Origin of the sequence: Paenibacillus sp. G2S3 (assembly GCF_030123105.1) — a bacterium.
Lineage (GTDB): Bacteria > Bacillota > Bacilli > Paenibacillales > Paenibacillaceae > Paenibacillus_AQ.
The window spans coordinates 3786949-3807912 of record NZ_CP126095.1; the positions used below are offsets into that span (position 1 = coordinate 3786949).

A 20964-nucleotide genomic window follows, 5' to 3' on the forward strand; every position below is an offset into this window, starting at 1 on the left:
CATGTATGGACTTCTCTGAATGAAAAGAACAACCTTCTCAGGTTGCTCTCTCACACTCTATTCAAACGATTTATTAACAAGAAAGGTTTCACTTCAATTTTGTTAATGTTATTCTTCGTTACTATTGTCCTGCATAAGTGACACACTGCGCTGCGGTGTAAAAGTGGAAATCGCGTGCTTATACACCATTTGCTGGCGCCCATCACTGTCAATAACGATTGTAAAATTGTCAAATGCTTTAATAATTCCCCGGATTTGAAAGCCGTTGGTCAAATATACTGTAGCAGGGATATTTTCTTTGCGTAGTTGGTTCAAGAATGTATCTTGGATGTTAATGGACTTGTTCATATGACGTACCCCCAATGGTTCAATTATATTGTTCAGAAGTATATTCAAGACCTGAGAGAAACTTTCCTGCTATTATAGCACGTATTTTCGAGAAATTCTCAGAAAAGTTTTGCTCACCTTCGACATCGATCCACTCGATTTCCTTCATGTGGCGAAACCATGACAACTGTCTTTTGGCGAATCGGCGAGTATCGCGTTTGAGCAGTATCACAGCTTCCTCAAGCGTCAGTTCCCCAGCGAGGTAAGCGGCGATTTCCTTGTAGCCCAACCCCTGCATGGACACAAGGCTTCTGCTGTAGCCATTATCCAGCAGTCCCTTTACCTCAGCAACAAGACCATCCGCAAGCATGCTATCAATTCGGTCCTCAATACGTTTATATAGTATTTTCCGGTCCATTGTCAAACCGATAAGGCATAAGTCATAGGGCGACTCCTTCTTTTGAGCTGCATGAGAAGCGGAAAGAGTGGTGTTTGTCTGGTGATGAATTTCCAGTGCTCGTATAATTCTACGACGGTCATTCGGATGCAATTTCGCCGCACTAACCGGATCAACCGCTTCAAGTCTGGCATGCAGTGCAAGCGCTCCATGTTCTTCTGCAAATTGATCCTGTTCTTTCCGGAAAGCTTCGTCAGCCACAGCTTCAGAGAATTGAAAACCGTAACATAAGGACTCAATATAGAGACCCGTTCCCCCAACAATAAATGGAAGTTTTCCACGGCTGCTTATCTCCTCGATAAGTCTGCTACCTTGTTCCTGAAATTCAGCAGCAGAATAAGGGTCCTGTGGATCATGGATATCGATTAGGTGATGAGGAATTCCCTTCATCTCTGCTGGAGTGATCTTAGCTGTACCAATATCCATACCACGATAAACCTGCATCGAATCGCCAGAAATGATCTCTGCGTTATATGCAGCCGCAAGCTCCAAACTTAACCTAGTTTTACCTACAGCTGTTGGTCCTAATAAGACTAGAACCTTATGTCTCTCTTTAGTTGTCAATGTGTATCACCCCGTACGATGTTTTAGAGTTGCTACGAAGCAGCTCAGTAAAGCCAAGACGTTCGAATTCCCCGCTTAAAGCCTTCTCTTTCAAAAGAACAGTTTTACGAGCAACTCTCACTGCCTCAGCTACACTCTCTGGTGATAACGCTGCACGGTTAGCAAACTGCCGCAACGGGGAAATCGAAGCAGAACCAGTCAGTGGCACACGGAACATCGGATCGAAGTACACAATATCTATACTTCGATCCGGTTGCGCACGTAAGTAGTCCAAATGTTCACTATGCACGACATTAATTCTACGCAAGGCCTCATTCACCTTTACTTGTCCAGAGGTATAATGCCGCATCCCTTCATAGAGCAGCGCGTACAGCGGTAATGAGCTCTCCAGAGCGGTTACCACCGAGGACTCACCCCCATGCACAGCAAACAGCAAGGAATCAGCGCCTAGACCCGCTGTACAATCTAGTACGCTATCTCCGGGAAGCATACGTGCTGCAACAAGCATCGGCTCTATATCACCCTTTAAAATTCGTTTCGCGCGAACGAAACCCATGCTCGGATGAAATTCCATAGGTTCCATCCCTAATCGGTGTAAACGAACGGCTTCTTGAGAAAGAATTAGTATATCCTCATCTCCGTAGTGTTCCACCATTTTGGGTATGGAGAATTTCTCGCGTGGAGCGTATTTACAGCCCGTTCTCTCTGTGAGATTCTGAGCTCGCTCTACAATTTCCATTATCGGGCTATAACCCGTAGTTATAATCATGTTGCCTCCAGTCATACTTACAACAAATTTCTATATAAGTTGATCTTAAAAACATTCTAAAAGGAAAAGTGACGGAGGGGAAGTTTGGAACTGTAGGAGCAATAGCGACCGCCTGAAAGCTTTCCGCAGGAAAGCTCACTTCGGAAGCACAGGCTGTCCCCGGATTTCAACCGTGAAACACGGTATATAATCAAGAAATCCGGGGACAACAGCGGCCGGAAGTCCAAGCATTCACCGCAGTCACGCAATTACCTTAATAGAAAAATTTCAAGTTCAACTAATATAGACTTACAATTACATCACCCGTTTGAACAATTTCTCTAAATCATAGGATGAAAAAGAAATCACAATTGGACGCCCATGTGGGCAGGTATACGGCTGTCTACATGCTGCCAGACGAGACAACAGCGCCTCGACTTCCTGTTCTGTTAGTTTCTGGTTGGCTTTAATGGAGGCTTTACACGAACATAGAATAGACGATTTCTCACGCAGCTTCGCAAGGTCAATCAATCGTTCACTCAAGACCCACTCCGCCATTTCTTCAACGATCGCTTTCTCCTCGCCTTCAGGAAACCAATAAGGCAAAGATCGAATCAGAAAAGTCTGTCCTCCAAAATGTTCAAGGTACACTCCAGCCTGCTGAAACCAATGTAGACGTTCACTAAGTTGACGACTTTCCGAAGTCGTGAACTCAAGCGTAATTGGCAAAAGCAGATCTTGAGAAGCGTCTTCAGGCCGACCGAACTTCTCATAAAAATATTCGTAATTTATGCGTTCATGCGCCGCATGTTGATCAATGAGATACAGCCCACCGTCATTCTGAGCGATAATATAAGTCCCATGATGCTGCCCGATATAATTTAGTTCTGGGAAGGCCGGAAGTCCAGGTTCTTCATCGACTGGCGGTGCCCATATCGCTTGAGCAGAAGGAATCTGCCTCTGAGAGGTTATAGTCTCTTGCGGGCGATAGCTATTAGTATAGTTGTTGCTCACATTATTTTGACGTCCTTGCGAAGAGGAAGACTGGTAACCTGACCCATAGGATGGAGCCGCTTCACGGGTCATGGGATGATCAGTGTGCCCCTCCTGCTTGAACTCACGAGCGTTGAGGTCAACGTTTGATGGCTGTTGTCTATTAAAGGAACTCCCAGATCCCTGAGGAACTGAATCCTGGCCCACATCAGATGATGGCTGCGGCGGAACTGTGCCTTTTGAGAATGCAAACTGCTCCTGTATAAAGGAACTGCTGCCCTTCGGCCCGATGGTTTCTTTACCAGGACGTGGAATCAGACTTTGGCCTAGCAGCACTTTACGGATTTCTTGTTCGACAAACGTGTAAAGCTCATTCTCCTTACTAAATCGCACCTCAAGCTTAGCCGGATGGACATTGACATCCACAAGAGATGGATGCATGTCCAGTTCGAGAACCAGCAGTGGATACCGGTTAATCGGAAGCAAAGTATGATAAGCACGCATGATCGCTGCGTTCAGACCATTACTGCGAATATAACGTCCTCCCACAATGGTAGTCACTGCGTTTCGATTTGAACGTGTCCATTCCGGACGGCTTATATAACCAGAAATACGGTAATCCAAGTCCTCAGCCGTAATCGGCAGCATAGCCTTGGCTGCGGAGGTTCCGTACACCGCAGCGATCACTTGCAGCAGATCACCATTACCAAGCGTGTGCAGCAGCTGATTGCCATTATGATGCAAGGTAAAAGAGATTCCTGGATGAGCAAGCGCCATTCGATACATGGCATCCGATATATGACCAAGCTCTGTCTGGATACTCTTCATATATTTCAGCCTTGCCGGCGTATTAAAAAATAATTCACGCACAGCAAGATCGCTCCCGCGGCCAGAAGGGGAATCCTCATTCCGGATTAAATTACCACCTTCAATATCAATCAGGCGTCCTTTACCGTCATCGGCAGTAGCCGTTAGAAGAGAGACTTTGGATACCGCTGCAATACTGGGGAGTGCCTCCCCACGGAACCCTAAGCTAGTAATCTGGAATAGATCACGCCCATTAGCGATTTTACTTGTAGCATGGCGATAAAAAGCAGTCTCGCAATCCTCAGGCTCGATCCCTGAGCCGTTATCTTTCACTCGGATGCTCTGTAAACCGCCTTCCTCTACCGAAACCTCAATTCTTGTGCTGCCTGCGTCAATAGCATTCTCAACCAGCTCCTTCACAACAGAAGCTGGTCGCTCTACAACTTCACCCGCAGCAATCTGGTTGGCAATATGCTCGTCCAATATATGAATTTTGGCCAATTTCATTCACCTCTTATTTAGGCAATCAATAATTAAAGATCCTTCGCTTTCATCTTTAGATCGTTCAGTAGACTCATTGCCTGCAGCGGAGTCATATTCATAAGATCTGCGTTACGCACAGAAGTGATGAATTCTTTTATCGCAGAATTCTCTTGTACTTCAGTTACTACTGCCGCCTGATTTGTACTACCTTTACGATTCTTACGTGGTTCTTCCTCGCCAAAGATAGACAGTTGAACGACTTCATTTGCTAAGGAAGAATCCGCAGCAGCTTCCAACGTCTCAGCGATGAGACTACCAGAATGTTGGATAGATGATGTTGTTGTTGCGATCTCTTTTGCAGCGGCACAACTTTCAAGTTCACCGCCATAATGTATTGAGGAACCTCCCGGATGCGCTGCCTGCTCAATACTCTGAAGCAGACCGTAAGCACGATCAATAATCCCTTCAGGAAGCCCGGCAAGGCGTGCACAATAAATACCATAACTGCTGTCAGCCGCTCCCGGAACAAGCTTGCGAAGGAAGTTTACCTTATCACCACTCTCTTGAACGGCCATAGAGTAATTCTTCAACCCTTTAAGACTTTCTTCTAAGTGAGCCAATTCATGAAAATGCGTCGAAACTAAAGCTTTGCAAGAAATAGTATCGTGCACATACTCAATCACTGCTTGTGCGATTGCCATCCCCTCACTCGTCGAGGTTCCTCTACCAAGCTCATCAATAATAATTAAACTCCGAGCTGTTGCTTTCTCTGTCATGACCTGAATGTCGGCCATTTCTACCATAAATGTACTCTGACCTCCGATCAAATCATCGGCTGCCCCAATACGTGTGAAGATTCGATCAATAAGCGGTACCTCTGCACTAGATGCCGGAACGAAACAACCAATCTGAGCCATAATGCAAATGAGTGCAACCTGCCGCATATAGGTACTTTTTCCAGCCATATTCGGGCCAGTAATCAAAAGAATATTTCCATCTTCCTTACTGAGCGTACTTCCGTTTGCTATAAATGCCGAGTCCTTTAACACAGCCTCTACGACAGGATGACGACCACCTTCTAGTCGAAGATCGTACCCATCCGATAGAACAGGTTTTACAAAGCGATGCTCTGCACTGACGGCCGCCAGACATTGATACACATCGATTTCCGCTACCTTTTCTGCAAGATTCTGTAAACGTGGAATTTGGCTACTGATTCGATCACGCAGTTCAGTAAAGAGGCTGTACTCCAAATCTGTCATCTTATCTTGCGCTTCAAGAATTAGTGCCTCTTTTTCCTTAAGCTCAGGTGTAACAAAACGTTCTGCATTTGCAAGCGTCTGCTTACGTTCATAACGCCCTTCCGGCAGCGAAGCCAGGTTGGATTTGGTGATCTCGATGAAATAACCGAAGATTTTGTTATAGCCGATTTTCAGTGATTTAATGCCTGTAGCTTGCCGTTCCTTCGCTTCCAGTTCTGCGATCCAGCGTTTACCATTACTGCTAGCTTCCCGTAGCTCGTCCAACCGAGCATGATAACCAGAACGGATAATTCCTCCGTCTCGCACGGACACCGGTGCATCCTCTACGATTGCTTGATCAATATCCTCCCGGATCTCAGCGCACTCATCCATGCTAGCACCGATCTCGCGTAAGGTTGCAGACCCCGAAGTCATACATAATTCCTTCAAAGCAGGAATTTGTGCCAGCGATAGCTTCAAGGCATTCATGTCACGACCATTCGCACTGCCGAAGGCAATACGACCTACCAGCCGCTCTAAATCATAAATTTCCTTCAGCGCTAAACGAAGATCCTCTCGAACAATAAACTGATTGTACAAATAATCAACCGCCTCCAGGCGACGTTCGATCGGAGCACGCTGCAACAACGGCTTATCTATTCTACGACGTAATAAGCGCGCACCCATGGATGTCTCGGTACGGTCTAGAAGCCAAAGAAGAGATCCTTTTTTGGATCGTTCTCGAACCGTCTCTGTAAGCTCCAGATTTCGGCGAGTGAACGGATCAAGTATCATATAATTACCAGGTTCATATGGGGAAATCTGACTAAGCTGTCCCATTGAACGCCGCTGTGTCTCATTTAGATAGGAGATTAGCAGTGCTAGACATTGCCCGCGTTCTTTCTCCAGACGTACCCAGGCAGCTTCACCAAACTGACGACGTGCCAGCTCCTCCTCGCGTTTTTCCCAAGGTGTATACACTACAGGCTTCGCTAATAGAGGTGTTTCACTACGTAAAAGTTCCAATAATGCAGGGTCTCCGATAATCTCGGCCGGTTCATAAATACCAATCTCATCGCGCAGCCACTCTGCACCAGATAAAACTGAAGTAACATACAATTCACCTGTCGTTAAATCACAAGCGGCTAATGCCATCATTCCATCACTTTCGGTTACACAAACGAGATAATTGTTGCTTTTGTCGGCAATGATTTTCCCATCCATAACTGTTCCAGGTGTCACGACACGAACGATATCCCGCTTCACCATTCCCTTTGTGACGGAAGCATCCTCTAACTGCTCACAAATGGCGACTTTATATCCTTTTTCAATCAGGCGCTGAATATAACCCTCGGCGGCGTGGTAGGGTACTCCACACATAGGGATCTTCTCTTCGCCCCCACCTTCGCGACCTGTCAACGTAATTTCAAGCTCCTTGGAAGCCAAAATGGCATCTTCAAAGAACATTTCGTAGAAATCGCCCAGTCTAAAAAATAGGAAGGCATCCTTTGCCCCTTCCTTAACTTTTAAATATTGCTCAATCATCGGCGTATATTGTGCCATGGTCAACCTCCATGCCTATTTATTGCTGTCCTCCATTATAACAGAAAGTCGCCGTACAAAGTCACCCTGAAACCGCATGGAAGTTAATCCTACTCGATCCACTGACACAAAATCACGAAATCCTACACTATTCCTAAAGCACAATGGGAAGTACCTTGTGTTTATATCTCAAGCATCCATCGTTCATTAGAAAGAAGTATATTCTTCTGCATTCTAATATTGTAAAATCTTAACACAGAGCGTCAGCTTATTAGAAAATCAAAGGAGAATTTCAAATGATACGAAGACTTACGGAGGATGATCGGGAACTTCTAATGGCGTTGCTACAGAAAGAGCCTGCTCTTAATTTGTTCATCATTGGAGATGTGGAGAATTTCGGGTTTGAACAGGATTTCATGACATTGTGGGGAGAGATAGATCCATCTGATGGTCGGATAAAAGCTGTTCTATTACGTTTCTATAGAAGCTATCTACCCTATGCGGATGGGCCGTTTGATGTGGAAGGTTTCGCTGCAATCATGCGAAAAGATAACGATATTCATATGATTTCCGGTGTAACCGAAGTGGTACAAGCGTTTGACGGAGTAATTAACTTTAAACAAGGAAAGCAATTGTACTTTGCTGAGCTAAAGGAAATGAATCCCGCCATTAAAGCTTCCTATTCATCCGCTGATCACATTAATAAAGCAACCGTTCAAGATGTGGAAGCGATTTGTTCGCTTACGGATACTATAGAAGAGTTTGAAAGTAGTCGGGACGGCTCGAGAACAAGCCTTCGTAAAACATTGGCGACTGGCACTGGCCGCACGTATTATATGAAACGTGAAGATCAGGTTATAGCAACGGCCTCAACATCGGCGGAAAATTCCATGTCAGCTATGATCGTAGGAGTTGCCACTCATCAAGCATTCAGAGAGCAAGGATTAGCTACAAGTGTAGTTGCACAACTATCTACAGACTTGCTCCAGGAAGGGAAATCTTTATGCCTCTTTTATGACAACCCTCATGCTGGGGTCATTTACAAACGACTTGGATTTCAGGATATTGGCTCTTGGAGCATCATGTATATGTAGACAAGCATAAACGCCTTCGGTGTCCTTATTCCGACGGTAAGCGTTTATGCGAGAAATATTAGATATAAGAAGATATGTGAAAAACTTATACTTTCTAATCTTTTGAAATAAAAGCTCAAGCTCTAACTTTGCTGCACCAGAGCTCACGGATATCGCGAGATTCATCCCACGTTCGTTCAGCGGCGATATACTGAAATAAAGGCTCTATGTATTGGGCGGCCTTCTCGTAGCCGCCTAGAGAGCGTAGCTGCGCCAGCAGAGGGGGTACTGCGTCGCGCAGCGGAGGTTTATCGCCGCCGTAGTAGGCGATATGCAGGTCTTCCCGGTCGAGTGGGCGCAGCGTCAGGTCCTCATAATGGCTCACGATTAGGTGAGCCAGATAGACCGCGCCTTTAGCGATGACCGGAGATACAAGGAAGCTCGGCAAGGTCCGGTACTCAAAGCCGCCATGCGGCTGAATCCGGAAATCGCCGAGCACGCCGTAACGAGGACGACGCGCTCCCGCGCGGACGTCCTCAAGCAAAAGCATCGGCAGCGCGAGATAGTTGTCGAGCGCGCGCAAGAGCGGCGCCGTCAGCGTCACGCCGCTGAAGTGCAAATGGCCGCCGAGGGCCCAGCCCGTCAGCGGCATGCCTCCCGCCCGCCAGCGCAGCGTGCGGTCGGCGATGAGCCGGTCCGCCGTGGCCGCGGCGGACATCAGCTGCGCCAGCAGCGCGCGTGGTTCCCCGCGCGGCTGGGGGCGCAGCCGGCGACCGGGAACGCGCCGCGCGTTCTCGGAGGTCCGGCGTCGCAGCCTGCGACGCCGTCCGTGGGCAGGTACCGCGACGCAGGCACGACGCGGCCCGTGGACTCCCGGAGGATGATAAACTCCGGGTCCATGCCCATGAGCAGGGCGCTGCGGCCTGGCTGCTCCAGAGCAAGGCTCCGTTCCAGCGCTAATGCTGCGGAACGATATGGCTCTGGCAATGATTTGCCGGAAGTCTGTAGAAGTGGAGTAACTTCCTCCACGACATACCTCCGGTTCCCCATTGCCCTCAGTAGTACCTCACCGCTATCCAGCCCCAAGCTGTACAAAGTCCGAACAGCAATACGCTGAAGTAACTTCATTACCCCTCGCCACTCACCTGATGCTGAACCCCTTGATTCACTGCTGTCCACGCTATCCTCACCTAATACCCCTGATAGCATATCTGAGGCAGCGCGCATGCCTAGGCCTGCTCCAAGTGGAGTGATGTGCAGAACGGTCAAATTATAAACTAATATTTTATAACACTGTTTATGGCCCTTATCAGAAGACTGCGTAACATATGTATCGGCGAAGCACGATATCAGCGTCGCTTCAATACCACTCCGGAGTAATCTGGACGCTCTCTGTGCTGCTGACAATCCCGAATACACCTTAAACCCTTCATTCATTCTCCCGCCCCTCCATCCATCGCAGCCCAAGCTTGAAAGCCCTGCAGTAGCACATCTTCCCCATTCATTCGAATCGAGTTGTTCCTAATCCACTCTGGTTCCAGCTTTTAATTCTAAAAATAAATAAAAAAAAGGAGGGCATTCGCCCTCTACGCCGCCGTCCTCCCTACATATAATGGACCATAACCCATCGATACTCAGTTAACGGCGGCGTATCCTTCCTTACAGCTCATCATCCAGATTGTCAGGGTCCAGATCATCGTAATCGAAGCTATCACCGTCAAAATCATAATCCTTGTCTTCTGGATCATCACTTTGTTCAGTGACATACACACGGACTTTGGTCTCAGCCACCAACTCCACTTCGAATTCGCGCTCTACGCGAAGTGTCACACTGCCTCCGCCTGGCGATACGCCCGCTTCTACACAGTTGGGTTCCTGCGTTGCCTCCGCAGAGACCTCAACGGTAGAAGTGCGGTGTCTCGTGTCCAGGTACGAAAGCGGAATGAGCTCCACATAGGAGACCGTTTCTTTAGCTACCTCGGTCTGCTTGTTCTTGTCGTACGAGTACCAGATGTTTACATCGTAAGTACCAATTACTTCGATTCCGTTCCCGGCGGCAACCGCTTCGTACTGGTGGTTGATAATCCAAGCCCCCAGAATACTAGTCGGGTGATGTGGCGGAGTCACGGTATGGGTTGCTGTAGAGAACTTACGACCTTTGCCGCAAATTGCCTTCGTAATGATCTCCCTTGTTTGACGTTTATGGCTTAATGACATCTTTAAACCTCCTCCATACAATCATTCACTATCAAGTGTATGCAGGTTCTAGGCATTTGTTGATTGTTAGTCTATAAATAAATTTGAGTAAGCCCTCCAGAGTGTCTTATCAGGAGACTTATAGTTCATTTTATTTCAAAATTTGAACAGATATGAGTAGATTATAAAAATGGTCCGGCCTATTACATACCCCTTCCGAACGTTAAAAAAACCTTATAAAGCCTGCTATTGCGGGATTACGCGAACAATACCAATGGATCTATGTTTGCTTAAGTCGATAAAATCGTCATCAATATTCACGAGTGGACGCAGTGGATCAGTAGCAAGAATCATAATGATTTTTCCTGTCCGTCCATCTGTCAATTCCACTTCATTCCCTATCATTGACTGCATTAACTTATTAATAAAGACTCTACAAATATAAGGGTCAAGCTTGCCGAACACACTTTCCTCCATCTGCAGCAACACTTCATAAAGAGGTGATGCTTTTCGATAAAATCGGTCGGATGTCATCGCGTGGAACACGTCTGCTACTGCAACAATTTTACTGAAATCAGTAATCCGATTCCCAAGCACGCCGAAGGGATAACCACTGCCGTCCATTCTTTCATGATGCTGCAGAGCGACGAGCGCTTGCAGATGATTGGTTCCAATAGTATCCCGAATCATCTCGTAACCATAGGTCGTATGCTTTTTCATAAGCTGATACTCCTCATCGGTCAACGGACCCGGCCTGGTTAATAATTCATCCGGAATCCTCATTTTACCGATATCGTGAAGGGTCGCTGCGATCGTAAGCATACTCAAATCCTCTGGCTTTAATTTTAGCCATTTACCTATCAATGTAGATATAATCCCAACCGCTACATTATGTCTGTATGTATAATCATCCTTGGACTGCAGGGCAGCCAATACGCCGTAGAAGTCATTCTTTTCACTTACCTGCTGAATAAACGGAATGACTTCATTTCTAACTTCAAGCATAGGAATTCGTTTGTTTTTGTTATGTCGAAGCTGTTCAAAAATATTCTCTATTGCAGCTGTGCAATCATCAATTGCAAGTTGGAAAAATTCCGCGCTATCCAGCTGTACGACGTCATGAGACTCTAGGGTGATCTTATGTTGATTGATTAATCGTATATGCTCAGCACTTAATAAAGTCAATGCAGGTAAAACAAATACACCTTTGTCATTAAAAAGGTTAGCTATAAGCTGTTTTCCGATATATGATTCCATAACTTTGTCCATATGCCTCACCTGCCAATGCGGAAAATTCGACTACCGAACTTCCTGCTATTATTTGAACTCACCATAAAATCGTTAATCATATCCTGTGATCAACTTTTAGTTCATACATATCTTATCGTGATTTTGACAGAGATAGTTAATACTTCACTTTATTAAAGCCTCAATTTAAGCCTTTTTTCGAATCTTCAGACGTTTCTCTGGCTTGTAACTGACCGGTATTTTATGTCGTTTAGCGATCTTTAAATAAAGTGCCAGTTCCCTACATAACTGAAGAATAGCTGAGCGCACTTCAAACTCCTCACGTGTCTCTGGCAGATCCATTTCTTCGAATTCTCGTGTCAGCTCGTCCAGTAAATGTTCAGTTCGTCCAGTATATTCTTCCGCAAGCACATCCCCGCTAAGCTGGTCGAACAATTCGGCAACCATCTCCCCGTGTGGTAAGTGGCGATACACTTGAGAAAGCAGCTGCATCATACTTTGAATCGATTCCAGTTGCTCCTTCCGCATATAGAAATAGACATTCCATGCTTCATCAGGATGAATAACATGATTCTCCATCTCACGGGTAGCTGCCGTTAGGCCCCGCTGCACTGTATTATCTGCGTCAATTAATTCTTTGCCGTCCCAAATATACGAAGGATCACGAAGCGTACGGGCCATCTGAGTAAAAATAACCGAAAAATAGCGATCCACTTCCTTCCGGATCCCATAAATGACTCCACCAGTCTGAGGCATGTAAACCAAGTTTACCAGACCTGCTGAACCCAGCCCTATGGCCAAAAGCTCTACTTGCTGCAGCAGGACATGGAGCGATAGTTCAGCTTGTCCAAACACGCGAAACACGATAACCGAGCTGGTGACAATTCCTTCTTTGTAGCCAGATTTGACGATCATCGGGAAGCCTACGAGTACATACAGCCCGAGCACCCAGTAATGGAACCCTAGAAGCCAGAATAGGATGCAGCCAAAAAAGAGTCCCACGAGCGAGGCTAAAAAACGAGCCGTTATCGTTCGGAAACTCCTTTTCAAAGTAACCTCTACACCCAAAATTGCCAGCAAGCCTGCACTCTGCGCATTAGGTATACCCACTGCAGACGCAACTAGTACGGATAGTAACGTAGCTGCTGCTGTTTTAATCACACGAAATCCCATAGCCTTATCTCTCCTTACAAGCACTAACCAATATATAGGTAAAGATATAGACATGTTACAAGATTTTGTGTACGGACACAATGTTACATAAGGTTCATCGCCTGGATAATAATCGCTTCTCTAGATACACCACTAGTTGATACATTGCCGTAGCGACGGCCGCGATAATCAAAAGACTCGACATCACTAGCGTGAAATTAAACACCTGGAAACCATAAATAATCAGATAGCCCAGACCCGATTTAGCCACTAGAAACTCTCCTACTATAACCCCTACCCATGACATTCCCACATTCACCTTAAGGGTGGAGACCACCGTTGGGAATGAAGCTGGAAGAATTACTTTAAAGAACACCTGAACTCTGGAAGCTCCGAAGGAGCGAACCACCTTGACCAGATTCGGATCCACACTGCAAAAACTGTTGTACACAACAAGCGTCGTAATAATCACCGTTATAGATAAAGTAGTAACAACGATAGCAGTGAATCCGGCCCCGAACATGACGATAAAAATCGGTCCCAGCGCCACCTTCGGCATACTGTTAAATACGACCATATACGGATCAAGCACTGCGGATAAGAAAGGAGACCACCAAATAATCACAGCCAGCAGTGTCCCTAGCAGCGTTCCCAGTACAAAGCCTACCGCAGTCTCACCTACCGTCATCCCCAGATGCGGCCACAAGCTCCCACTAACCATATCTCCCCAGATCTGGCGGAAGATTTTTGTGGGATAGCTGAACAATAGCTCATCAATCCAGCCCATTCTTGCTCCTGCTTCCCAGAGTACAAAAAACAACAGTAGCAGGCTGCTCCTTACGACAATGACCTGATTGCGCCAGCGGTGCTTCGTTTTTTTATATTCGCCATGCATTTGCTGTAGCCACTGTTCACGGGAAGCTAATAACCCCGATTGCTCCGTATGTCTCATTAGCCTTCCCTCCCTGCAATCTCCATCTCTTTCCATATTTCATGAAAAAGCTCCGAAAAGCCTGGCTGATCACGCGCAAACAGCGGAGGTGCTGTCCGGATTTGCTCTGGCACTGAAAATACTTTACGGATCTTCCCTGGATTTCTTTGTAGAAGAATCACACTGCTGCTCACCGCAATGGCCTCGGATAGATCATGAGTGACTAAGATTGCAGTCGTTCCCCTGCTGCGTAAGGTCTCAGAGACCAAATCCTCCAGCTGTAATTTGATCTGGTAATCCAGCGCCGAGAACGGCTCGTCTAATAGAAGCAGTCCAGGATTCGTAGCCAATGTACGCACCAGAGCCACTCTCTGCCGCATACCACCTGATAGCTGTGAAGGAAAGGCATGCTCTTTCCCCTCTAAACCCATCTCCCGAAGTAGCTCTAGCGTCCGCTTTCTGCTCTCCTCATTTAAGCTTCCTGTCAGCTCCAGACCCAGAACGGCATTGTCCAGAATACTCCGCCAAGGAAAAAGATAATCCTGCTGCAGCATATACCCGACCTCTGGTGAGGGACCCGTAATGGGTTGGCCATTTATGGATACTTCACCTTGAGATGGCTGCAGCAGTCCTGCAATAATCGATAGGAGCGTCGTCTTACCGCAACCACTTGGTCCAACTAAGCTGACGAACTCTCCTTGCTCGACATTAAGGTTCAGGTCCTCAACGGCCAGTGAAGCTTCACGGTCGCCAAGATAGGCATGCGTTACTCCCTTTAATTGCACTACTGGAAGCATTGTCAGCCCCTCCTTCAATTTTACATCATCTTATTTAGGATCTTTGGTTCTCTCTTATTTTGAAGTGCTACTCTTAATGCTCTTCTCAGCTTTTTCAGCAAAACTGTTATTCACTATTTTGTCAGCAGGAACGCGTTCTTTAAGCTCACCAGCATTATCAATCACATCAAGCAGATTGTTCCATTCTTTTTGATCTATGATTGGATTAACCGCATAGGTATCCTGTTCCTTATAACGTTTGACTGCAGAAACCACGATATCTCTATCCGTCTTATCAAAATAAGTCATAATCGCATCCGCGATTTCTTCAGGACTATGTTCCTTCACCCAAAGCTGAGCACGCTGGATCGCATTCGTGAACTTCTGTACCGTGTCTCCATTTTTACTAATATAGCTGTTCTTAGACATAAACACGGTGTACGGTAAATAGCCACTTTCCACACCAAACGAAGCCACTACTGCCCCCCGGCCCTCACGTTCAAAGATTGAAGCCTGTGGTTCAAACAGCTGCACATAATCGCCTGTACCTGAAGCAAAAGCACCCGCAATATTGGCAAAATCAATATTTTGGATCAAGGTAATGTCTTTGGTAGGATCTATTCCTTTTTTAGATAAAGTAAACGCACCTGCCATTTGTGGCATTCCACCTTTTCTTTGTCCAAGGAAGGTAGACCCCTTCACTTTATCCCAGTTAAACGCTCCGTCGGCCTTGCGGGCAAACAAGAACGTTCCATCTCTCTGAGTCAGCTGGGCAAAATTAATGACCGGATCATCCGAACCCTGCTGATACACATAAATAGAGGTTTCAGAACCTACCAACGCAACATCGATAGCACCCGAGAGGAGTGCAGTCATGGTTTTGTCTCCACCGGGAATCGTCTGTAGCTCTACGTCAAGCCCTTCATCTTTAAAGAAATTTTGAGATAAGGCAACATATTCGGGTGCATAAAAGACAGAACGGGTGACTTCACCAATCTTCACCTTTACCAACTCTGACTTTCCGCCGCAACCGGCAAGCACTGAAAAGCATAAAGTAATGATCATGAGCGACAATGACAGCTTTTTCCTAATCTTCATTCTTCATTCTCCTTTCTTACCGGGTCCTTCGCCCTTGCTTAAAGCATATGCAGATGCCTACTAAAAGGTTAAAACCTCCAATAACATAGGGAAATCCAAGAATAACCATGATACTAGCGGCTTTTATTGAATTAATGGATAAATATCGTTTAATTTGCTGTTTTTGTATCTGTGCAAACGTTTTACCAAAGGGGATGCATTCGAGTACTATAGGAAATAAAGCGCTTTCCATTTCTTGTATTTATAAAAAATTGCAACAGAAGGGGTTCTCTCATATGTATAAAGGTGCTACATTCATAACCAAAAGAATCACAAGGTGCTCTCTGGTGGGCATCAGCCTAACCGCATTCCTGCTGTCCGGTTGTTCTGGAAATCAAAGCAACAAACCAACTATTGCTACGCCCTCCCCTAAAGCAGACACCGTTCAAAGCACCGCTACTCCCCAAGATGCAAAAGTATTAACTAAGACGGACGAACAACCCTCCACGGTTTATTATGAATTATTTGTTCGCTCCTTCTATGATTCAGACGGCGATGGCATTGGAGATCTCAAAGGAATCACCCAAAAGCTTGATTACTTAAATGATGGGAATCCTGAGACCACGTCTGATTTGGGAATCGGGGGGATTTGGCTCATGCCCATCAATCCCTCACCAAGCTATCATGGATACGATGTAACCGATTATCGTGCGATTAATCCTGATTATGGGACGATTGAGGATATGCAGGAGCTAATTACAGAAGCGCATAAACGAGGAATAAAAATAATTATGGATCTGGTTGTGAATCATACCTCCAAAGAACACCCATGGTTCGTAGATTCGGCTAAAAACACTGAAAGTAAATATCGTGATTGGTACGTCTGGGCTGAAGATCAAGGTCGTCCAGCAAACGGAGCTAGCGCTGCTGGCGGCGGCAATGCATGGCATTCAGTACTTGGTAGTCATTATCTGGGCGGCTTTTGGGAAGGCATGCCTGATCTGAATTTCGATAATGCTGAAGTTCGTACTGAAATGAAGAACATCGGAAAGTTTTGGCTGGAGCAAGGTGTGGATGGATTCCGACTAGATGCCGCGAAGCATATCTACGAAGATCTTTTAAGTGACAAAACTGAGGCTACTACCGCTAAAAATGTATCCTGGTGGCAGGAATTCCGCAAGGCCATGAATGAAGTAAATCCAGAGGCATATATAGTTGGCGAGGTATGGGAGAACTCTGCTGTCACTGTAGGAGCGTATCTAGATCAAGCCTTTGACTCAAGCTTTAACTTTGGCTTAGCAGAAACACTAGTGAATTCTGTAAAAACTGAAAAAGACAGCGGGACTGCCTTTACACTGGAACGCACCTATAAATTATATTCCAAAATATCCGATAACCATTTTACAGATGCTATTTTCTTGACGAATCATGATCAAAACAGAGTCATGAGTCAATTAGACAATAACCCAAATCATGCTAGAATGGCAGCAGCCCTTCTGTTAACTCTGCCTGGTAATCCTTTTATCTATTATGGTGAAGAAATTGGAATGCTGGGTGTGAAGCCTGATGAAGGACTTCGAGAGCCTATGAGATGGATGGCAGCCGATCAAGGAGAGGGGCAGACTACTTGGGAGGCAGGAAGCAATAATGCGGGTGCGATCAACGTTGATGTCGTAAGCCAGTTAAATGACAGCGACTCATTGTTAGAAAGATATCGCGAACTCATTGCGTTAAGAAATGAGGTCCCTGCGCTCCGTGATGGTGGAATACGTGATTTTGCTTCCGGCAATACCGGGGTTATGGCTTACGAACGACTAACAACACAGAATCAGGTGCTCGTCGTTCATAACCTTACTGGGAAAGAACAAGCCATTGTACTACATCCCAATGTCGAGGGTTTCTCATACTCTAAGATCCTAAAGACGATTGCTGTCAAATCAACCTTGAATTCTGATCAACTCACCCTCCCGCCTTATTCAACCACTATTGTGGAGTGAGAAATGAGGAGGCATGCAACACCCACTTAGTTACTGATCCGCATAATTGAGCTTTTGTAATTGGGAGGGCGATAAGCCAGTCTTTGGATGGATCACTGCTCATTCGTAGCAACCAGCCACTGGAATGATCGCTCATGAAGCGAGCTTTTTGGAACCTCCATCCACTATCACTGGATGTGCAGAGTCGTAGTTCTCCTTCTACCATGAAACATTTCATCACTCTTGCTAGTTGGATGGAATGTACATCATCTCCTGTCTCTGCGGCTAAACAATCTGAGAGCATTTGCAGCGTGGATGAGCATGAGCTGCTTTTCAGCTCCTCAAACTTTCTTTTTGACATTAGTAATGCCGGAATCCCATGATTGTAGAGCTCCTTTGTATTCACACATTCGAACAGCTGAAGACAAAAGCTCTCTATTTCACATTCATCCTTTAATTCATAGGGGAGGGATTCTGGCTTATTATTGCAGATTACTAGTACTCGGTCTTTATGTATTTGCAGACACAGATCCTTCATCTTCTCCTTTTCTTTATATTTCAATCTACAGATCCGTTCTGCGGTAAAACCATTATGTAACTGATCCATTATTACTTGACCCTCAGTTCCATCTGGGAATAAAAAATGCGATAAATCCGTCAATCCATTGTCATTCACTTCATTGTATCCTTCCTGTATTACATATATATGTATTTTTATATAACAATCTTTATGTTATCATAAGCTAATTTTAAGGTAAAATTAAGAAACAAAGGGTATTATCATTAACATGAAATACTTTTAGCGAGGTGTCTTCAAAATGAGAATGCTCATCACATTTCAGAACAAACTTGTACCTGTGTATTTCACAACAGAAAATAAACAGCCCACTCAAAAAGTACTTAGATTACTTAACAGTACGTTGGAGCTCAAAATTCAAAAGGGCAAGAATGCCATCCAGAAATGCCTGAATTCATTAATTAGTATCGAAATTAAAGGCTCTGAGGCTATATTGCACAGTTATAGTGAGAATGATTCATTGGCGCTATCCCTCTATTAATAGAGGGGTAGTTTTTTTGTAAAGTTTCTTCTATCTTTTGGCAGACAAAACAGCAAGTCTCTGAAAGAGACTTGCTGTTTTTAAGTTTTGCAGCTTTAGTAATGAATGATTACGCGAATATGGGGCAATTTCAGCTAATCTTATAGTGCTTATTCTCTGCTTTTTCAGCTTTCTGTATCCGAAGTTTAAAGAGTCTCACTAAATTTTGGCGCGTATGCTCTTCTTGACAGCTATCCAACTTCTTAATGATAAACCGATCAATGGACATGTCCATCGCTCCTTTTAATTCATTCAGACCCTTATGGATGTAGGGAATATTTTCCTGTTTTCTTGTAAGTTTATTAACCGGGATTTCTATTTTTCAAACTCTTGTTTCTTTAAAAAAATGCTCCATTCCCCAAAAAACAATTACAAAATAATAATTTACAAACAAAAGAATACATGCTATATTATTTATAGTTAATATTAAATTCACACATCCAAGGGAGCAATCATAATGTCTAATGTTTTATTTATTAAAGCAAACAACCGTCCAGCAGAACAATCCGTAAGTGTTAAGCTTTACAACGAATTCTTGGAGAACTACAAACTTAACAATCCAGAAGATGAAATCACTGAACTTGATCTGTTCGCAGAGCAACTTCCTTACTATGACAATACCCTGATCACTGGTATGTACAAAGCTGCTCAAGGTTACGAACTAACAGCTGAAGAAGCAGCAGGTGCAGCTGTAGTTAATAAATACTTGGATCAGTTCATCGCTGCTGATAAAGTAGTATTCGGTTTCCCACTGTGGAACATGACTGTACCAGCTGTATTGCATACTTATGTCGATTACCTTTGCCAAGCTGGCAAAACATTCTCTTACACTGCTGAAGGTCCAGTGGGTCTTTTGACAGGTAAGAAAGCAATCGTTCTGAACGCTAGAGGTGGCATTTATTCCGAAGGTCCTGCAGCAAGTGCTGAAATGGCTGTAAACTTCATCGTTGGTAACCTTAACCTTTGGGGTATCAAAGATATTACACAAGTAATCATTGAAGGTCACAACCAACTTCCTGCACAATCCGCTGAAATCATTGAGAACGGATTACAATTGGCTAAGGAAACTGCTGCATCGTTCTAATACAAGCCTATAAAAGAATTCAATATAAAAAAGGTGACCCTGAGCTCAGGGTCACCTTTTTTTAATACTCATCCAATTCTTTACGCCAACCGTACCCTCTAGTCCTAGAAGAGCTAACTTTAGAAGAAGCTGCGGTTTTTCTCTTGAGCTTCACCTCTTTGGTGCTTTGGTACAGCAGCTCACGTTGTGTCTTTCGATAGTTCAGCAGTCTCTTCTCTTCCAGCTCACCGGTTCGAACCGCTTCAAGTACCGCACAGCCCTCTTCGCGTTCATGTCTGCAGTTACTAAAGCGACACGTAGCAGCTAAGCTGCTAATATCACTGAACGCCAGATCTAATCCACCCTCATCTTCCCACAACTGCAACTCACGCATCCCTGGTGTGTCCACTATGATTCCTCCGTCAGGCAAAACAAAAAGTTCACGGTGAGTAGTGGTGTGGCGTCCGCGGCTATCTCCTTCTCTGACATCCTGTGTAAGCTGAAGGTTCTTTCCGCATAACCAGTTGACCATCGTTGATTTGCCACAGCCTGATGAGCCCGTTAGAGCCACTGTCTGTCCACTCCCGATGTAAGGCAGCAGTTTCTCAAGGCCATGATCTTGCAGTGCACTAACCGCATGAACTGGCACACCTGGTGCGGCGCTTTCCATTTCGGCGATTTTACTCTCTGCATCTGGGCAAAGATCCGCTTTGGTCAGTAGAATCACAGGATTTGCCCCACTGTTCCAAGCCATGATTAAGTATCTCTCCATCCGCCGAACATTAAAGTCATCATTCAAAGCACTGACCAGAAATAAAGTGTCTACATTCGAGGCAACAATCTGCTCCTCTTGTGTGTTTCCGGCTACCTTGCGTGAGATGACACTATGCCGAGGCAGTATCCCATGTAAAATCGCGTGCTCGCCGCCATCCTGCATGGAAAGCACCACCCAGTCGCCGATCGCTGGAAAATCACCTGAAGCAACAAACGTATGTCTCAGCTTTCCTGATAGCTCACCCCAGGTCTCTCCCAAATCAGTCATCACCCTATACTTACTGCCAAAATCACCTACAATTCTTCCGGGAACAAGCCGTTTATCCTCCGTCTGCTCCCACCTTTCATCCCATTCTGAACTCCAATTTTCATTCCAACCATATTGCTGTATGTTAGTCATTTGAATCCTCCTAAAGATCTGTTTAAGTTTTTTTTATTT

At 45.2% G+C, this 20964-nt stretch carries 17 protein-coding genes and 1 pseudogene; 4 read left to right on the plus strand and 14 right to left on the minus strand.

The features are described from left to right. Positions 1-108: 108 nt before the first annotated feature. The 5 genes from hfq to mutS all read right to left on the minus strand — a co-directional run bounded on the left by hfq (position 109) and on the right by mutS (position 7183). Positions 109-348, minus strand: coding sequence for an RNA chaperone Hfq (hfq, locus tag QNH28_RS16550; RefSeq protein WP_042128368.1), 240 nt, complete (start codon positions 346-348; stop codon positions 109-111). A 19-nt stretch (positions 349-367) separates the two neighbouring features. Then, on the minus strand, positions 368-1348 hold the full coding sequence (miaA, locus tag QNH28_RS16555) for a tRNA (adenosine(37)-N6)-dimethylallyltransferase MiaA (protein WP_283907657.1): 981 nt from the start codon (positions 1346-1348) through the stop codon (positions 368-370). Beyond that, complete coding sequence (locus QNH28_RS16560; RefSeq protein WP_283907658.1) at positions 1338-2117, minus strand: class I SAM-dependent methyltransferase; 780 nt, start codon at positions 2115-2117, stop codon at positions 1338-1340. Before QNH28_RS16560 ends, miaA begins: the two co-directional genes overlap by 11 nt. Before the next feature lie 294 nt (positions 2118-2411). Further along, on the minus strand, positions 2412-4397 hold the full coding sequence (mutL, locus tag QNH28_RS16565; RefSeq protein WP_283907659.1) for a DNA mismatch repair endonuclease MutL: 1986 nt from the start codon (positions 4395-4397) through the stop codon (positions 2412-2414). Between the two features lie 32 nt (positions 4398-4429). Beyond that, positions 4430-7183: a DNA mismatch repair protein MutS gene (gene mutS, locus QNH28_RS16570; RefSeq protein WP_283907660.1), complete on the minus strand. Its 2754-nt coding sequence runs from the start codon at positions 7181-7183 to the stop codon at positions 4430-4432. 275 nt (positions 7184-7458) lie between these two features. Here mutS and QNH28_RS16575 point away from each other — a divergent pair, with 275 nt between their 5' ends. Beyond that, on the plus strand, positions 7459-8256 hold the full coding sequence (locus QNH28_RS16575) for a GNAT family N-acetyltransferase (RefSeq protein ID WP_283907661.1): 798 nt from the start codon (positions 7459-7461) through the stop codon (positions 8254-8256). Positions 8257-8371: 115 nt separating this feature from the next. On the opposite strand, the pseudogene QNH28_RS16580 reads toward QNH28_RS16575, so the two are convergent. The 7 genes and pseudogenes from QNH28_RS16580 to QNH28_RS16610 all read right to left on the minus strand — a co-directional run bounded on the left by QNH28_RS16580 (position 8372) and on the right by QNH28_RS16610 (position 15636). Further along, positions 8372-9672, minus strand: a pseudogene (locus tag QNH28_RS16580) (putative amidoligase domain-containing protein). A 222-nt stretch (positions 9673-9894) separates the two neighbouring features. After that, positions 9895-10452, minus strand: coding sequence for an outer spore coat protein CotE (locus tag QNH28_RS16585; protein WP_042128379.1), 558 nt, complete (start codon positions 10450-10452; stop codon positions 9895-9897). Positions 10453-10677: 225 nt separating this feature from the next. After that, the gene (locus QNH28_RS16590; RefSeq protein ID WP_283907662.1) at positions 10678-11700 is read right to left on the minus strand and encodes an HD-GYP domain-containing protein; all 1023 of its coding nucleotides are present in this window, start codon (positions 11698-11700) and stop codon (positions 10678-10680) included. A gap of 165 nt (positions 11701-11865) precedes the next feature. After that, positions 11866-12852 carry an aromatic acid exporter family protein gene (locus QNH28_RS16595; RefSeq protein WP_283907663.1) on the minus strand — a complete coding sequence of 329 codons (987 nt, stop codon included), beginning with the start codon at positions 12850-12852 and terminating at the stop codon, positions 11866-11868. A gap of 94 nt (positions 12853-12946) precedes the next feature. Further along, the gene (locus QNH28_RS16600) at positions 12947-13783 is read right to left on the minus strand and encodes an ABC transporter permease (RefSeq protein ID WP_283907664.1); all 837 of its coding nucleotides are present in this window, start codon (positions 13781-13783) and stop codon (positions 12947-12949) included. Beyond that, positions 13783-14559, minus strand: coding sequence for an ABC transporter ATP-binding protein (locus QNH28_RS16605; protein ID WP_283907665.1), 777 nt, complete (start codon positions 14557-14559; stop codon positions 13783-13785). The genes QNH28_RS16600 and QNH28_RS16605 overlap by 1 nt, the downstream gene beginning before the upstream one ends. A gap of 54 nt (positions 14560-14613) precedes the next feature. After that, positions 14614-15636: an ABC transporter substrate-binding protein gene (locus tag QNH28_RS16610; protein ID WP_283907666.1), complete on the minus strand. Its 1023-nt coding sequence runs from the start codon at positions 15634-15636 to the stop codon at positions 14614-14616. Positions 15637-15911: 275 nt separating this feature from the next. Here QNH28_RS16610 and QNH28_RS16615 point away from each other — a divergent pair, with 275 nt between their 5' ends. Beyond that, positions 15912-17612, plus strand: coding sequence for an alpha-amylase family glycosyl hydrolase (locus tag QNH28_RS16615; RefSeq protein WP_283907667.1), 1701 nt, complete (start codon positions 15912-15914; stop codon positions 17610-17612). Here QNH28_RS16615 and QNH28_RS16620 read toward each other — a convergent pair. After that, positions 17599-18267, minus strand: a complete 669-nt coding sequence (locus QNH28_RS16620; protein WP_283907668.1) for a hypothetical protein — start codon at positions 18265-18267, stop codon at positions 17599-17601. The genes QNH28_RS16615 and QNH28_RS16620 overlap by 14 nt on opposite strands. Positions 18268-18409: 142 nt before the next feature. Here QNH28_RS16620 and QNH28_RS16625 point away from each other — a divergent pair, with 142 nt between their 5' ends. After that, positions 18410-18649, plus strand: coding sequence for a hypothetical protein (locus tag QNH28_RS16625; RefSeq protein ID WP_042128392.1), 240 nt, complete (start codon positions 18410-18412; stop codon positions 18647-18649). A gap of 496 nt (positions 18650-19145) precedes the next feature. Continuing rightward, positions 19146-19772: an FMN-dependent NADH-azoreductase gene (locus tag QNH28_RS16630; RefSeq protein WP_283907669.1), complete on the plus strand. Its 627-nt coding sequence runs from the start codon at positions 19146-19148 to the stop codon at positions 19770-19772. Between the two features lie 61 nt (positions 19773-19833). Here QNH28_RS16630 and rsgA read toward each other — a convergent pair whose 3' ends face one another. After that, positions 19834-20925, minus strand: a complete 1092-nt coding sequence (gene rsgA, locus QNH28_RS16635) for a ribosome small subunit-dependent GTPase A (RefSeq protein ID WP_283907670.1) — start codon at positions 20923-20925, stop codon at positions 19834-19836. Between the last annotated feature and the right edge of the window lie 39 nt (positions 20926-20964).

Bases quoted from the DNA above. Each gene is read 5' to 3' on its own strand.
- hfq (WP_042128368.1), bottom strand. From the start codon at position 348: ATGAACAAGTCCATTAACATCCAAGATACATTCTTGAACCAACTACGC.
- QNH28_RS16560 (WP_283907658.1), bottom strand. From the start codon at position 2,117: ATGATTATAACTACGGGTTATAGCCCGATAATGGAAATTGTAGAGCGA.
- mutS (WP_283907660.1), bottom strand. From the start codon at position 7,183: ATGGCACAATATACGCCGATGATTGAGCAATATTTAAAAGTTAAGGAA.
- QNH28_RS16575 (WP_283907661.1), top strand. From the start codon at position 7,459: ATGATACGAAGACTTACGGAGGATGATCGGGAACTTCTAATGGCGTTG.
- QNH28_RS16585 (WP_042128379.1), bottom strand. From the start codon at position 10,452: ATGTCATTAAGCCATAAACGTCAAACAAGGGAGATCATTACGAAGGCA.
- QNH28_RS16590 (WP_283907662.1), bottom strand. From the start codon at position 11,700: ATGGACAAAGTTATGGAATCATATATCGGAAAACAGCTTATAGCTAAC.
- QNH28_RS16595 (WP_283907663.1), bottom strand. From the start codon at position 12,852: ATGGGATTTCGTGTGATTAAAACAGCAGCAGCTACGTTACTATCCGTA.
- QNH28_RS16600 (WP_283907664.1), bottom strand. From the start codon at position 13,783: ATGAGACATACGGAGCAATCGGGGTTATTAGCTTCCCGTGAACAGTGG.
- QNH28_RS16605 (WP_283907665.1), bottom strand. From the start codon at position 14,559: ATGCTTCCAGTAGTGCAATTAAAGGGAGTAACGCATGCCTATCTTGGC.
- QNH28_RS16610 (WP_283907666.1), bottom strand. From the start codon at position 15,636: ATGAAGATTAGGAAAAAGCTGTCATTGTCGCTCATGATCATTACTTTA.
- QNH28_RS16615 (WP_283907667.1), top strand. From the start codon at position 15,912: ATGTATAAAGGTGCTACATTCATAACCAAAAGAATCACAAGGTGCTCT.
- QNH28_RS16625 (WP_042128392.1), top strand. From the start codon at position 18,410: ATGAGAATGCTCATCACATTTCAGAACAAACTTGTACCTGTGTATTTC.
- QNH28_RS16630 (WP_283907669.1), top strand. From the start codon at position 19,146: ATGTCTAATGTTTTATTTATTAAAGCAAACAACCGTCCAGCAGAACAA.
- rsgA (WP_283907670.1), bottom strand. From the start codon at position 20,925: ATGACTAACATACAGCAATATGGTTGGAATGAAAATTGGAGTTCAGAA.